The organism is Streptomyces sp. NPDC050842 (genome assembly GCF_044456565.1).
GTDB lineage: Bacteria > Actinomycetota > Actinomycetes > Streptomycetales > Streptomycetaceae > Streptomyces.
The window spans coordinates 1-14,513 of record NZ_JBITGA010000013.1; the positions used below are offsets into that span (position 1 = coordinate 1).

Annotated in this window: 12 protein-coding genes, 1 tRNA gene and 1 pseudogene; 7 read left to right on the forward strand and 7 right to left on the reverse strand. The window is 69.3% G+C overall.

All coding sequences use genetic code 11. The annotated features are described in order from the left end of the window. Positions 1 to 154: 154 nt before the first annotated feature. Positions 155 to 1,363: an acyl-CoA dehydrogenase family protein gene (locus ACIBG6_RS34270; RefSeq protein WP_384147023.1), complete on the reverse strand. Its 1,209-nt coding sequence runs from the start codon at positions 1,361 to 1,363 to the stop codon at positions 155 to 157. A gap of 579 nt (positions 1,364 to 1,942) precedes the next feature. Here ACIBG6_RS34270 and ACIBG6_RS34275 point away from each other — a divergent pair. Continuing rightward, positions 1,943 to 2,016 (forward strand) — tRNA-Pro (locus ACIBG6_RS34275). 256 nt (positions 2,017 to 2,272) lie between these two features. Here the strand turns inward: ACIBG6_RS34275 and ACIBG6_RS34280 are convergent. Beyond that, on the reverse strand, positions 2,273 to 3,223 hold the full coding sequence (locus ACIBG6_RS34280; RefSeq protein ID WP_399226617.1) for a glycoside hydrolase family 16 protein: 951 nt from the start codon (positions 3,221 to 3,223) through the stop codon (positions 2,273 to 2,275). Positions 3,224 to 3,588: 365 nt separating this feature from the next. After that, positions 3,589 to 3,882, reverse strand: a complete 294-nt coding sequence (locus ACIBG6_RS34285; protein WP_399226618.1) for a hypothetical protein — start codon at positions 3,880 to 3,882, stop codon at positions 3,589 to 3,591. A gap of 150 nt (positions 3,883 to 4,032) precedes the next feature. Here ACIBG6_RS34285 and ACIBG6_RS34290 point away from each other — a divergent pair, with 150 nt between their 5' ends. After that, a complete protein-coding gene (locus tag ACIBG6_RS34290) occupies positions 4,033 to 6,120 on the forward strand; it encodes a bifunctional polysaccharide deacetylase/glycosyltransferase family 2 protein (protein WP_399226810.1) in 2,088 nt (695 codons plus the stop codon). A gap of 2 nt (positions 6,121 to 6,122) precedes the next feature. After that, entirely contained in the window at positions 6,123 to 7,382 is a 1,260-nt protein-coding gene (locus tag ACIBG6_RS34295) for an acyltransferase (RefSeq protein ID WP_399226620.1), read from the forward strand. 29 nt (positions 7,383 to 7,411) lie between these two features. Here ACIBG6_RS34295 and ACIBG6_RS34300 read toward each other — a convergent pair whose 3' ends face one another. Next, the gene (locus ACIBG6_RS34300; RefSeq protein WP_399226811.1) at positions 7,412 to 7,894 is read right to left on the reverse strand and encodes a MarR family winged helix-turn-helix transcriptional regulator; all 483 of its coding nucleotides are present in this window, start codon (positions 7,892 to 7,894) and stop codon (positions 7,412 to 7,414) included. Between ACIBG6_RS34300 and ACIBG6_RS34305 the strand changes: the two are divergent. The 3 genes and pseudogenes from ACIBG6_RS34305 to ACIBG6_RS34315 form a co-directional block, all read left to right on the forward strand. Further along, positions 7,863 to 8,543, forward strand: a pseudogene (locus ACIBG6_RS34305) (3-phenylpropionate dioxygenase); the annotation flags it as partial. The gene ACIBG6_RS34300 and the pseudogene ACIBG6_RS34305 sit on opposite strands and share 32 nt — an antisense overlap. Before the next feature lie 82 nt (positions 8,544 to 8,625). Next, the gene (locus tag ACIBG6_RS34310; protein WP_399226622.1) at positions 8,626 to 8,850 is read left to right on the forward strand and encodes a DUF6458 family protein; all 225 of its coding nucleotides are present in this window, start codon (positions 8,626 to 8,628) and stop codon (positions 8,848 to 8,850) included. Positions 8,851 to 8,912: 62 nt separating this feature from the next. Beyond that, positions 8,913 to 9,287 carry a PRC-barrel domain containing protein gene (locus ACIBG6_RS34315; RefSeq protein WP_399226623.1) on the forward strand — a complete coding sequence of 125 codons (375 nt, stop codon included), beginning with the start codon at positions 8,913 to 8,915 and terminating at the stop codon, positions 9,285 to 9,287. Positions 9,288 to 9,369: 82 nt separating this feature from the next. Here ACIBG6_RS34315 and ACIBG6_RS34320 read toward each other — a convergent pair whose 3' ends face one another. Both ACIBG6_RS34320 and ACIBG6_RS34325 read right to left on the reverse strand, forming a co-directional pair. After that, complete coding sequence (locus ACIBG6_RS34320; RefSeq protein ID WP_399226624.1) at positions 9,370 to 11,085, reverse strand: ABC transporter ATP-binding protein; 1,716 nt, start codon at positions 11,083 to 11,085, stop codon at positions 9,370 to 9,372. After that, on the reverse strand, positions 11,082 to 12,908 hold the full coding sequence (locus ACIBG6_RS34325; protein WP_399226813.1) for an ABC transporter ATP-binding protein: 1,827 nt from the start codon (positions 12,906 to 12,908) through the stop codon (positions 11,082 to 11,084). The genes ACIBG6_RS34320 and ACIBG6_RS34325 overlap by 4 nt, the downstream gene beginning before the upstream one ends. A gap of 144 nt (positions 12,909 to 13,052) precedes the next feature. Between ACIBG6_RS34325 and ACIBG6_RS34330 the strand changes: the two genes are divergently transcribed. Further along, entirely contained in the window at positions 13,053 to 13,736 is a 684-nt protein-coding gene (locus ACIBG6_RS34330) for a TetR/AcrR family transcriptional regulator (RefSeq protein WP_399226625.1), read from the forward strand. A 31-nt stretch (positions 13,737 to 13,767) separates the two neighbouring features. Here ACIBG6_RS34330 and ACIBG6_RS34335 read toward each other — a convergent pair whose 3' ends face one another. Then, positions 13,768 to 14,463, reverse strand: coding sequence for a type 1 glutamine amidotransferase domain-containing protein (locus ACIBG6_RS34335; protein ID WP_399226626.1), 696 nt, complete (start codon positions 14,461 to 14,463; stop codon positions 13,768 to 13,770). Positions 14,464 to 14,513 lie beyond the last annotated feature (50 nt).

Genomic DNA, 14,513 nt, shown 5'->3' on the forward strand with positions numbered 1-14,513 from the left:
CGCCGACCACCCCCGGCCGGCCGCCGGGCTGGTGATGAGCCCCCGGGGGGGCCCGCCCCCGGCCCCGGGGGTCAGCCGGCGGGGGCCCCGGGGCCGGGGGGGGCCCGCGGGGGGGCCCCCCGGCCGTCTTCCGTGGCTGCTCAGCCGTGCCCACTCAGGCGTGCACCGGTTCGAGCTCCGGGGTGCGGACCAGCTCGGAGAGCCGCTCCGACCAACTTCCCTTGTCCTGGCCGAGGGCGACCTCGGCCAGGCGCAGGAGCTGGATGTCGGAGGTGCCGGCCGGGGCGAAGATGTGGTGCGCGTCCCGGAGGTACCGCTCGATCGCCCGGTCCGTGAAGAGGCCGGCGGCGGCGTGGATCTCCATGGCGTTGCGTCCGGAGTCGATCGCCGACTCGACGTTGACGAGCTTCGCGTTCATCAGCTCGGCGTCGCAGGACATGCCCTGGTCGAGCAGGTGCACGGCGTGGTACGCGGCGAGCCGGGCCGTCATCAGCCGGGACTGCATCTGGCCCAGCTTCAGCTTCACCGTGGGCAGGTCGTGGAGCGGCTTGCCGTACCGGATGCGCTCGGAGGCGAACCGGGTGGTCTCCTCCAGGATCGCCTGGTGGATGCCGAGCGAGACGGCGGTGAGGTTGGCCCGCCCGTACAGCACGCTGGAGGAGTACGCGACGGCGAGGCCGTCGCCCTCGTCGCCGAGGCGGTTGGACGCCGGTACGCGGCAGTTCTCGAAGATCAGCTCGCCGAAGCTGAAGCCGTGGAGCCCCATGGCGGGCTGCTGCGGACCGGTCCTGAACCCGGGGCGATCGGATTCGACCAGGAAGGCCGTGAGCCCCTTCGAACCGGGACCGGTCCTGACCACGACGCCGTGCAGATCGCCCACGTGGCTGTTGCCGACGAAGACCTTGCTGCCGTTGAGGATGTAGTCGTCGCCGTCCCGGACCGCGCTGGCGCTCATGCCGAGGACGTGACCGCCGGACTCGGGCTCGGTGACCGCGATGGTCGGCAGGCACTCACCGGCGGCGACGGCCGGGAGCCAGGTCTTGCGCTGCTCGTCGCTGCCGAAGTGGACGATCTTGGCGGTGCCCAGCTGCGAGGCCTGGACCATGGCGCCCATCGCGCCGCTGACCCGGGAGAGCTCCTCGATGATGATCGTCTTGGCAAGATGGCCGGCGCCCATACCGCCGTATTCCTGGCTGATTGTCGCGCCTAGCCAGCCCTGCTCGGCGATGAGCCGGGAGAGCTCGTGATGGACTGTCCGAGATGCTTCCATCTCGGCTATCCGTGGCCGAACCTCACGCTCTGCGAAGTCCCGGACCGTCTCCCTGAGCTGATGATGCAGTCGACTGCTGAAGTAGCCGTCCATTCGAGTCCTCCCCTGCGAAACGCCTGCTCGCCGAGTCGATCGAGCAGGTGGTGCATCGGCAGTGGTCCCGTCCCGAACAGGCCGACCTCTTCATGGTGTTGATCTTTCCGGGACGGAGCAATATCGCCACGACTTTTGTCCGAAACAGGAGCTGTTGACGATTGAATCTGACTGTGTTTCGTGTGGTCTTGGCCCCCTTCCGTCGATCCGGAGTCCATTCCCCGTGGGCATCTTTCTGCCACATGCCAACGGCAACGGATCCAGGGGCATATGGCCATGAGGCTCCCGAGGTGTCCACATGAGCCCCTTCTTCACCATAGGAGCGGCATTCCGGAACCCTCCCCACCCCGTCCCTGCCCCGAGAACACGGGCCTCGCCCCCGCCCTCCCCACTCCGGGAGCCCTCGCCACGGGCGTGCGGGCGCACTGAGGGGCGCGCGGAAGCGTTACGGAGAGTGAGCGCCGCACCCCCAGCGCGTATCCCCGCCCGGGCGCCGGAAAGGGTTCGTGACCACCGTCGAAAGTGCGGTATCGTTCTCATGCGCGTTCGGCCCGGGGAAACCCCAGGTCAGACGGGCATCGGGACGTGGCGCAGCTTGGTAGCGCACTTGACTGGGGGTCAAGGGGTCGCAGGTTCAAATCCTGTCGTCCCGACTCGAAAGAGTCGCAGGTCAGGGGCCGTTTCAGAGAAATCTGAAGCGGCCCCTTGATCGTTTTTGGGGACCATGTGGGGACCAGCGCACTTGACCGACCGGAGCGCACTTCGACTGGATCACGTTGCGCTCCGGGGGACCCGTACCTCCACGCCCCACTCGGCGGGCACGTCACGGGTGAAGTCCGCCGGCGGTCCCCCAGGTGGTAGGTGATCTCCCCGTTCTGTGAGCAGCACGTTGAGGGGCGGCGGGTGGGGTCAGGGCTTCGGGACGGTGTTGACGTAGTCGGTGTCGGCGCTGTGGAAGCCGTCCACCGTCTTCTGGACGTCCGCCTGGGAGACGGCCTCGTCGGCCTTGTAGTAGACCCAGTCGACCTTCATGTCCCAGATGCGCGGGCCACCGGTGAAGGGGAGGTCGATGAACCAGTTGCTGAAGTGGATGTCCATCCGCTCGCGCGGGACGTACTTGCCGGAACTGGTGAAGAGCTCCTTGCCGTCCAGCGAGTAGGTGACCTTTCCGTCCAGGGCGGTGATCATCATGGTGTGCCAGCCCTCGAGGCGCCGCTTGAGGGTGTTGTGGACCCGGTCCGGCGGGTCGGCCCTGTACCAGCTGACGTTGTCGAGCTGCGGACCCACCGAACCCCAGCCGCCGTTCGGCAGGTACTCGAAGTCGAGTTCGCTGTAGTTCTCCGAGGAGTCCGAGGGGGAGATCGGGAAGAAGGTCTGGACGACGTGGTCGCCGTCGCGTCCGTTCGTGGGCTTGTCGCTGAGGTGGACCCGGGCGGCGAAGGTTCCCTCGAAGAAGTTCCGGCTCGTGGTGTGCACCTCGACCTGCGTGGTGCCCTGCTCGGTGCCGTCGGTGGAGGAGCGCAGTCGTAGGACCTTGCCCCCCTCGGCCGTCGGGTCGGAGGGGAAGGCGGCGCCGTCGGCGCTCCAGGTGCTCTTGATCCCCGGGCCGCCCCCGCCGGTACGGATCTCCCAGCCGTGCGCGGCGAGGGAAGGGTCGTCGGCGCCGGTGTAGTTGAAGTTGTCGAACAGGGTTCCCGGCGGTCCGGTGGGCGTCGGCGAGGCGTCCCGCGCGGGCCCGGCGTCGTCGGCGCCCCCGCCGGTCGCGGGGGAGGCGGAACACGCGGCGAGTACGCACAGGAGGGCGGGCAGCGTGAGCGCGGTCCACGTTCGGCGACGAGAGGTGCGGCGGGGCTGGCTCACACAGGCTCCTTGGGGCGTAGAGGCGGTGACTGGACACGCCCGTTGCATGCGGAACGATCGCTGATCGCATGAATCGAGCGGTCATCCTAGCGAAGGATTCAAGCCATCCCGCCTCGTGTTCGCGACCCGGTCACCCGAGGGGCGGGAAGCGCCCGTTGATGTACCGATCCGGTTACGACACCCGATCGGACTGCGTCAAATACGCACATCGCACACCAATCGATTCAGGCCATGCGCTACGGTCCGCTCTACGCTCCAGCGGTCTCCACACCCTGCACAAAAAGGCCACGAACAATGCGCCAAGTCGCCACATCCTCCGGGCGCGGATCGGTCCACTCGGCACAGCCCGGCGTGGCCGAATCGCGTCACGGGGAGCCTGCTCCGGCACCGGTGTTCGTCGACCAGTCGGGTCTGCGCAGCCGTCTGCTGCGGCGCTTCGGCTGGCCGGTCTCCGTGGTCGGCGCGATCCTGGCGGCCGCCATGGGCGGCAGCCTGATCGGTATGCAGTCGGACGCCCCGGTGATGGGGATACCGCCGAAGCCCTCGTACTTGCCCGCCGGGGGCCCCTTGTCACCCTCCTGGCCGTAGAGGGCGCGGTCTGCGACACCCCACCCGAAAAGTTCGGCCATCGCGCCGAACATCGCGACATTCCATGACATACCGCGACCATCATGCCGCCCGGAGCAACGCCCGCGGGCCGGCCGAGCGCGCCTGATCGTCCGCACCACCCGTCTCCAGGAGCGCCCTTGTCCCGCCACCAGCGTCGTCGGCAGTCCCTGCTGAGGCCGCGCCGACTGGCTGCGCCGCCGCTGCGCTTCTTCATGCCGCTGTCCCTGCTGGCCTGCTTGCTCGCGCTCCTCGTCCTGCGCGGCCTCGCCACCAACGAGGCGTTCCACGACACCCGGATCGCGACCTCGGTCGACAAGACGACCGTGCCGGAGAACCTGCTCAAGGGCGGCCCGATCATCGACGCGCGCGGCACCAAGAACGAGCACCCGGTGAGCTATCGGATCCCCAACCACACCGTGGTCCTGAGCTTCGACGACGGCCCCTCGCCGGAGTGGACGCCGAAGATCCTGGACGTGCTCGCGGCCCACGACGTCCGCGCAGTCTTCTTCGTGACCGGCGCGATGACCACGCGCCACCCGGAGCTGATCCGGCAGATCGTCGCGGGCGGCCACGAGATCGGCGTGCACAGCTTCACCCATCCCGATCTGGCGTACCAGTCCCACGCCCGGATCAGCTGGGAGCTGGCGCAGACGCAGCTGGCGCTGGCCGGCGTCGCGGGCGTCCACAGCGCGCTGTTCCGCCCGCCGTACTCCTCCGACGCCTCGGCGCTCGACGACTGGAACTACCCGGTGATCAAGTACGTGGGTTCCCACGGCTACCTCACCGCGTTCATCGACCGCGACACCCACGACTGGAAGCGTCCCGGCGTCGACGCGATCGTCAAGGCGGCGATGCCGCGCAAGCCCGGCGCGGGCGAGCTGATCCTGCTGCACGACGCGGGTGGCGACCGCACCGAGACCATCGCCGCGCTCGAGCAGATCATCGTGAAGCTGCGGGGCGAGGGGTACCGCTTCACCACCGTCTCCGAGGCGCTCGGCGCCACCAACGCCACCGTGCCGGTGCACGGCTACCAGCTGTGGGCGGGCAAGTGCTTCATCTGGGCCAGCGAGGCCGCCGTGCTCACCCTGCCGGTGCTGGTCGCGCTGCTGGCCGTCGTCGGCTTCCTCAACTTCGGCCGGTTCGCGCTGATGCTCGTCCTCGCGCCGCTCCACGCTCGGCGCTCCCGGCGGCGGGACGCGTGGGGACCACCCGTCACCGAGCCGGTCACCGTCCTCGTCCCGGCCTACAACGAGCGCGAGTGCATCGCGAACACCCTCAACTCCCTGATCGCCAGTGACCATCCGATCGAAGTGATCGTCATCGACGACGGCTCCACGGACGGCACCGCGGACATCGTCGAGGAGATGAATCTGCCGTTCGTCCGGCTGATCCGCAAGGTCAACGGCGGCAAGTCCAGCGCGCTCAACACCGGCATAGCGGCCGCGTCGCACGACATCATCGTGATGATGGACGGCGACACCGTCTTCGAGCCGTCCACCGTGCGCGAGCTGGTCCAGCCCTTCGGCGACCGGGGGATCGGCGCGGTCGCGGGCAACGCCAAGGTCGGCAACCGCGACAGCCTGATCGGCGCCTGGCAGCACATCGAGTACGTCCTCGGCCACAACCTGGACCGCCGGATGTACGACATGCTCAACGTCATCCCGACCATCCCCGGCGCGGTCGGCGCCTTCCGCAAGGAGGCCCTGCGGCGGGTCGGCGGGATGAGCGACGACACCCTCGCCGAGGACACCGACATCACCATGGCGGTGCTCTGCGACGGCTGGCGGATCGTCTACGCCGAGCGCGCCCGCGCCTGGACCGAGGCCCCCGCCAGCATCCAGCAGCTCTGGTCCCAGCGGTACCGCTGGAGCTACGGCAGCATGCAGGCGATGTGGAAGCACCGGCGCGCCGTGACCTCCCGGGGTCCGGCCGGGCGCTTCGGCCGGATCGGGCTGCCCCTCGTCGTGCTGTTCGGCGTGGTCGCCCCGCTGCTCGCGCCGCTGGTCGACATGTTCCTGCTGTACGGCGTGCTGTTCGCGGACGCCCCGATCACGCTCGCCAGCTGGGGCGGCTTCATCCTGCTCCAGGCCGTGCTGTCCTGGTACGCCTTCCGGCTCGACGGCGAGAAGCCCCTGCATCTGATCAGCCTGCCGATCCAGCAACTGGTCTACCGGCAGCTGATGTACATCGTCCTGTTGCAGTCCACGATCACGGCGCTGACCGGTGGCCGACTGCGCTGGCAGAAGCTCCGGCGCACCGGCGAGGTCGCCGCACCGGTGGAGGCCTGACCATGACCGCATCCTTCGAGTTCGGGGGAACCCAGGACACCGTCCGGCTGAGGATCCCCGCCGCTCTGCGACGGGAGTCCCAGCCGGAGCCGGAGCCGTCGACACCGTCCCCGCGCAAGGGCGGCCGAGACCGCTATCTCGACCTGCTGCGCGCGCTGGCGCTGGTCCGTGTGGTGATCTACCACAACTTCGGCTGGTTCTGGCTGCCCGTCGTCTTCCCCTCGATGGGCGTGATGTTCGCGCTGGCCGGGTCGCTGATGGCACGCTCGCTCAGCCGTCCCGCCCTGGGCGTCATCCGGGGCCGTCTGCGTCGGCTGCTGCCGCCGATGTGGCTGTTCGGCGCGGTCGTGCTCACCCTCGAGATCGTCGACGGCTGGGGGCCCGAGGCCGAGGGGCATCCCCACTGGTGGTGGGGCAAGCTGCTGTTCTGGCTCGTGCCGCTGAGCACTCCGCCGTACGCCGAATCACTGAACGGTTTCGACCATCTTGTGGGGCAGGGCTGGGCGGTGCAGGTCACAGTCCCGCTCTGGTACCTCCGCGCGTACCTCTGGTACGTCCTGCTCTCACCGTTGATGCTGTGGGCGCTGCGGCGGATGCCGGTGGTGACGCTGTCCGTCCCCCTCGCGGTGACGGTCGTGATGAACACGTTCTTCATCGACCAGGAGTTCCTCTACGGCCGGGTCTGGGAGAACCTCAGCGACTTCGCCATGTTCGGCTCCTGCTGGATCCTCGGCATGGCTCACCAGGAGGGCCTGCTCAAGAAGATCCCGCAGTACGTCGTGCCGTCCGTCGCGCCGCTGATCATGGTGGCCGGCTGGTGGTACCTGCAGACCCGACCGGTCGATCCGACCGTGCCCACCGACATCGAGAGCTGGCCGATAGCGCAGGCCCTGTGGTCCTTCGGCTTCGTCGCCATGCTGCTCCACGTCAGTCCCTCCTGGGAACAGTGGCCCCGACCGCTGGAACGCTGGAACGGCCTGATCAGCCTGCTCAACACACGTGCTGTCAGCGTCTACCTCTGGCACCAGGCCGCGTTGGTGGCCGCCATCCCGCTGATCGACCCCCTCTGGTCCGTCGGCTTCTTCTACGAGCACTTCCAGTGGCTGCTGACCAGCCAGTGGTTTCCGCTGATGGTGGCGATCCCACTGACCGGCCTCCTGGTGCTGACCTTCGGCTGGGTCGAGGACGTGGCCGCGAAGCGCTCTCCGCGGCTCTTCCCGTACCCGCGTCGCGTGCGGGGCAGGCGCCGGGCCGGCGCCTGACGCGTTTTCGGGCGCCCGTCCGTGAGCCTCTACTCGGTGGGGGAGGCGGGCTTGTCGTCGGAGTCGAGGATGGACTCCTCCAGCTTGCGCAGCAGTCGTGCGAGCTGTCGGCGTTCCGAGGGAGACATGCCGTCGAGCATCCGGCGCTCGTTGTCGAGGTGCTCGGCGAACACGGTGTCCACCGTGGCGAGGCCCTTGTCGGTGAGGCGCGAGTAGACGACCCGGCGGTCGTCGGCGTCCCGTTCGCGGACGATGAGGCCGTCCTTCTCCAGGCGGTCGATGCGCAGGGTCACGCCGGCCGAGGACACCAGACCGGAGTCGGCGAGCTGCCCCGCGGTCAGCCGGTGAGGGTGCCCCGCCCGCCGCAGCGCGGTGAGCACGTCGAAGCCGGCCACGGACAGGCCGTGCCGCTCGATCGACGCCGTGAGCCGGGTGCTGTAGCGCAGGAAGGAGCGGTGGAGGCGGGCGAGGACCTCCAGGTCGCCGCCCGTACGCGAGGTCGGCGGCGCGATCCTCGCCTGGTTCGGCGACGAGGAACACTCCGAGCCGGCCGAGCTCACGCTCCCGGATCCGCTGACGGACCCGGCGGTGGACGCGTTCCTCTGCTACGCCGAGTGGAACGTGCCGTGGCGGTACGCCGTGGAGAACCTGCTCGACCCCATGCACGGTGCCTTCCTCCACCACGAGTCGCACACCATGTTCGCCGGCGACACGACCGCCAAGTTCCGCATCCGGGAGACCGACCGCGGCTACTTCTTCGAGAAGACCGACCAGCGGGGCGTCAACTTCGACTGGGTTGAGCTGTGCCGTACGGGCGTCGACTGGGTCGACCTGTCCATCCCGTACCCGCCGTCGGCCGGCCCGGGCGGACCGTTCGGGATCGTGGGCATGGTCTGCCCCGTCGACGAGCAGCGTTCCGGCGTCTTCTTCTGGCGCTACCGCCGTGTCGAGGACTGGCAGCGCGCGTCGTGGCGCTTCCTGTACAAGACGCTGATCGAGAAGCGGCACTGGGAGGTCCTGGAGCAGGACCGCGTGATGCTGGAGGCCATGCCGGCCGACGCCGACCAGCGGGAGAACCTCTACCAGCACGACCTCGGCGTGGTCCGCCTGCGCCGGCTGTACCGGTCGGAGGCCGAGGCGCAGTCCTCGGCCGGTGCTTGAGCGCGCGTCACTGACGAGCCGACATGATCCCTGGAGACCCGGGTAGCCGGACACTGTCCAACCCGTACGGGAGGGAGCAACCATGGGTCTGGGACTGTTCATCATCATGATCGCCGTCGGCGCCGTCCTCACCTTCGCGACGGACTGGGAGCTCGAATCGGTGGACCTCGATCTGGTCGGTCTGATCCTGATGGCGGTCGGCCTCCTCGGAACCGCCGTCTACACGAGTGTTCTTCGCCGCCGCCGGATGGTGGTCCCGCCCGTGGCACCCACGGTCACCGACGGCGACCGGCGTGACCTGCTCTGAGGTGGCACGCACGGTTCGGTGCCGCGACGTACACGACGCACAGCGACAGAGGAGTGACAGCGATGACCGATCACCTTTGGTCCTACAGCACGGAGTCCGGCCACCTGGCGGGCACCGACCTCACCGGATGGCGGGTCGAGGCGTCCGACGGTCACATCGGCAAGGTGGACAAGCACTCCGACGAGGTCGACGACGCCTATCTGGTCGTGGACACGGGCGTCTGGATCTTCGGCAAGGAGGTGCTGATACCGGCGAGCGCGGTGACCCGCGTCGATCTGGAGGAGCACACGGTCCACCTGGCCCTGTCCAAGGAACAGGTGAAGGACGCACCCGAGTTCGTCTCCGACAAGCACCTCGCCGACCGGCAGTACCGCGAGGAGATCAGCCAGTACTACCGAGCCGGCGGACCCTTCTCGGGCGGCATGCGCATCATCTGAGAAGTCATGCCCGCCCGGCCCACGCGCGTGGCCGGGGGTCAGTACGGACCCCCGGCCGGCGAGGCAACGGAAGCGACGCGACTCATTCAGTCGCTACCGGTGTCAGGGAGATGTTCCAGAAATCGGCGTAGCGGCCGCCGTGGCGCAGCAGCTCGTCGTGGGTGCCTTCCTCCACGATCCGGCCGCCGTCCAGGAAGACGACGCGATCGGCGCGTCGGACGGTGCGCATCCGATGCGCGACCATCACCACCGTCCGGCCCGCCATCAGGCGTTCGACGCCCTCATGGACGGCTACCTCGTTCACCGGGTCCAGTGCGGAGGTCACCTCGTCCAGGAGCACGATGGGCGCGTTCTTCAGCAGTGCTCGCGCGATCGAGACGCGCTGGCGTTCACCACCCGACAGCCTCGCGCCGCCCTCGCCGACAGGCGTCGACCATCCGTCGGGCAGCCGCTCGATCACCTCGTCCAGCCGCGCCGCCGTCGCTGCCGCCCGCACGTCCGCCTCGTCGGCGTCGGGGCGGCCGAGGCGTACGTTCTCCTCGATCGTGCCGTCGAAGAGGTAGACGTCCTGGAAGACGATGGCGAACTGCGCCATCAGCACCTCGGAGTCGATCGCGCGTACGTCGACACCTCCCACACGCACCGCGCCCGCGTCGACGTCGTAGAACCGCGCGAGCAACTGCAGCAACGTGCTCTTGCCGGAACCCGAGGGTCCGACCACGGCGAGTCGTTGTCCTTGCGGCAGGGACAACGACAGGTCGTCGATCACCGTGCGGTCGCCGTGGCGGAACGCGACGGATGCGAAGTCCAGGTCATGGCGGACCGGCTGGATCGGTTCGTCGGCTTCCGGCAGCGGCTCGGTGCGCAGTACCGTGTCGAGCCTCGCCAGTTCGTACCGTGCGCCCCGGATCTGGCCGGCGATGTCCGCCAGTGACAGCAGCGGGTCCGCGCAGCGGGCGGCCAGCACCAGGATCGCCAAGACCTCGGCCGCACCGATGTCCCCGCCGAGCACGAGGTAGGCGCCGAGGGCCAGCACGACGGTGTACGCCATCTGTACCGCGAGCGTCGACCCCACGACGCCGGGCAGCGCCGACAGCGTGGAACGACGGGACGCGCGCTGGACCTCCCGCAGCGAGTCGTCGAGTACCCGGAAGCGTTCGACGGTCCGGCCACCGGCGCGCAGCACCGGCTGGGCCTGGAGGTATTCGATGACCCGCCCGGTGGCCTCGTGGTCGCGTTCGTGTCGCTCCGCGTCGGTGGCGGCCATCGAGCGTCCCGTCCGGATCTGGACGGCCGCCACGATCGGTACGGCGGCCAACGCGGCCAGACCCATCCGCCAGTCGAAGGCCAGCATCACGACGACGATCGTCAGGGGGGTCACGCAGGCGGAGATGAACGGGGCCAACAGATGCGCGATCACGCCCATCGCCTGGAGGACGCCGCGGCCCGCCAGGACGGACACCTCTCCGAGGCGGCCCGCGTCGTACCAGCCGATGGGCAGTCGGGCCAGATGGTCGCCGAGACGGTGGTAGGTACCGCGCAGCAGCGTGGTCCCGGCATGGAATCCGGACCGGTCGCTGACATAGCGCAGGGCCGCGTAGACGGCGACCGCGGCCCCGAACGCGATCAGCCAGGGCCAGGCGTCTTCGGGCGTACTCCCGAACAGCGCACGCAGTACGGGAACCAGCAGTGCGCAGGACAACCCCTCGACGACCGCGGTCGTCGTCATCAGGACCACGGTGCGACGCACCGGCGGGGCGTACTCGTGGCCCAGCACGCGCAGCAGCATGCGAATCATCGGGGCTCGCCTCCTTGCGGTACGTCACCATGGGTTTCGGTCCGGTCATCGGCGAGAGCCGACTGTTGGGATCGCCAGAACGCGGCGAACTTTCCCTGCCGCGCCAGCAGTTCGGACGGCGTGCCGCGTTCGATGATCGACCCGTCGTCCAGCATCACGACGGTGTCGGCGTCGGCGATCGTCTCCAGGCGATGGGCGATGACCAGGACCGTCCGGTCACCCTCCAGCGTCGCCAATGCCCGGCGAACCGCCTGTTCGGTCTGCGGGTCCGCGAAGGCGGTCGCCTCGTCGAGCACGAGTACGGGCGCGTCGCCGATCAGTGCGCGGGCGAGCGCGACGCGCTGCGCCTCGCCACCCGACAGGCCGGCGTCCTCGCCGATCACCGACTCGTATCCGCGGGGCAGTTCGAGAATGCGCTCGTGGATGTTCGCCAGCCGGGCGGCGCGCACCACGGCGTCGAGGTCGGCGTGTGGCACTGCCAGCGCGATGTTGTCCGCGATCGACGCGCGCAGCAGGCGAACGTCCTGGAAGACGAAGGAGACCGTCCGGTAGAGCTGTCGGCTGCCGAGCTCACGCAGGTCGACACCGCCGAGGACGACGGAACCGTGGGTCGGGTCGAAGAACCGCGGCAACAGCTGGACCAGCGTGGACTTTCCGCTTCCGGACGGACCGACGATCGCGGTGGTGGTCCCCGGTTCGAGGACCAGATCGATCCCGCGCAGGACCTCGTGATCGGCTTCGTAGCCGAACCGGACATCACGCAGTTCCACCCGGTGACCCCGTGGTGCGACCGGGTGCGCGGGCTCCGGCAACGACTGCACCGCGAGTACGTCCCGGATCCGGCCGACCGCGCGCCGGGCGGCCTGGATGTCGTCGAAGCCGTGGCCGAGGGCCGCCACGGGTGCGGTCAGGCCCAGTCCGAGCAGCAGGAAGGGCAGCAGGTCGGCCGGAGCCATGCCACCGGTGGTGATCAGAGCCGTACCGCCGATCAGCACGACGAACAGGACGAACGGCGGCGACAGCGCCACCTGCATCCCGGCGGCGATCCCGGCGAGACCGCGCACCATCCGGAAGAAACTGCTGACGAAACCGTCCACCTCCGTGAGGAACCGACGGTGGGCGCGCCCGGACGCGCCGAACGCCTTGACCACGGAGATGCCCTGGACGAACTCGACGACGGAACTCGAGATCCGTCCCATGGCGGCGTCAAACTCCTCCTGCTCGCGCAGCCGGGTCGGGGTCATCATCAGGGGAACCAGCGCCACTGCCAGTACGACCGGGATCAGCGTGATCAGTGTGAGCCGCCACTCGATGGTGAACAGGTAGATCAGCGACGTCAGCGGAACCACGAAGGCGGAGACGAGCTCGCCGGGGGTGTGGGCGATGAACGGGTGGACGGCGCTGACGTCCTCACCCACCACCTTTGCCAGCTCGCCGGTCCGGCGCCGGAGGAACCAGCCGATCGGTACGCGCCCCAGCCGCGCGGCCAGTTGCCGGCGGAGCGTCAGTTGCACCTGGCCGTCGACGATGTGCCCGATGCCTGACGACGCGGCCGTGAACAGCAGCCGAAGGAACAGGCCGACGGCACCCGTGATCACGAGGAACCGGACATGACCGTGATCGATCGGGCCGGACGCCAGGAGCGTGCGCCCCAGTTCGACGACCGCCAGCAACGGCATCAGCCCCGCGAGGGCGCCGATGACCTGCAGGATCACCACGGCGGCGAAACTCCAGTAATAGGGGCGAAGCAGCCCGGCCGTGCTCTGCCCGGCCGCGGAATCCGCATCGGGTGGTGCTGTGGACTGCTCCCGGCTCTTCATCATCACGAACTCCGGTTTCCTCACTGCCCTTTGGGTTTTCGAACGTGTTCCGAAAGTAGCACGGGGCAGGGCGGCGTGAACATGAAGACCTCATCCGCATGCGCACCCGTTTCGAGGCGGAGGGCGGCGGGGCGGCATGATGGGACGATGTCCCGAGCGCCCGCACCGCACGGCCGCACCGGCCGGCCGCCCCTGACCTCCCGTGAGCAGATCCTGGTGGCCGCCCGCCGGCTCATCGATCAGCACGGCTGGGAGAGGCTGACGATCCGCGGCCTGGCCGCCGAGATCGGCGTCGGGGCGACCACCCTGTACCACCACATCCGGAACAAGGACGACCTGCTGCTCCTCCTGCTCCATCACCACATCGAGCAGGTGGGACGCCCCGAACTGCCCGGTGACCCGCGGGAGCGCATCGTCATGGCCGCCACCGCGCTGCACGACGCCCTCGCGGCCTGGCCGTGGGCGGCGGAAGTCCTCTCGGCCGACGGTTTCGTCGGTCTCCTCGACGAATCGGCGATGTGGATGGTCGAAGCCATCGTGGCCGGAGCCGACGACCACGGATGCACGCCCGAGCAGAGCGTCGACGTCTTCCGCAGCATCTGGTACTTCACCGTCGGCGAGGTCCTGGTCCGCGCCCACTCCGCGCGTCGGCAGGCCGAGGGCGCGCCCTTCGCCTACCGCGACGACCTGGACCCGTCCCAGGTGCCCCGCCTGGCCGCCATCGGCGTCCGATGGGCCGCGCTGGCCGCACGGGACATCTACCCTCAGGGACTTCGCACGTTCGTCGACGGGCTGCTCGCGCATGCCAGGCCAGAGGCCGTATCGGAGTGATCCGATACGGCCTCTGACCGTCCTTCGCGGGTCAGGTCAGCTTCTTGAGGACCTCGGCCGCGAGCGGGGCGGAGGAGGACGGGTTCTGGCCGGTGACGAGGTTGCGGTCGACGACGATGTTCGGCACCCACGGCTCGCCGACCTGCACGTCCACGCCGGCCTCGACGAGGCGGGTCTCCAGGAGCCACTTGGCCTTGTCCGCCAAGCCGGCCTGGGTCTCCTCGGCGTTGGTGAAGGCGGCGACCTTGTAGCCGGCGAAGGCGTTGGTGCCGTCCGCCCGTGTGGCGGCGAGCAGCGCGGCGGGGCCGTGGCAGACGACCGCGAGCGGCATGCCCGAGTCGAGCGCGTCGACCAGGATCCGGCCCGAGGTCGGGTCGACGGCGAGGTCCTCCATGGGGCCGTGGCCGCCGGGATAGAACACGGCCGCGTAGTCGTCGACGTCCACGTCCTCCAGCGTGATCGGGTTCTTGATCTCGGCGAGGGAGTCGAGGGTGGCGGCGATCTTGTCGGCGCCCTCCTGGCCACCGTTGACCTCGGGGGCGAGGCTGCCCCGGTCGACCGTGGGGACGACGCCGCCGGGGGTGGCCACGACGATCTCGTGGCCGGCGGCCTTGAACGCCTCGTACGGCGCGACGGCCTCCTCGGCCCAGAAGCCGGTGGGGTGCTTGGTGCCGTCGGCGAGCGTCCAGTGGTCGGCACCGGTCATCACGAGAAGGATCTTGGACATGTGGGGGCCTCCGAGGGTTCAGATCGTCGGTGAGGTCATGTCCTCACGCT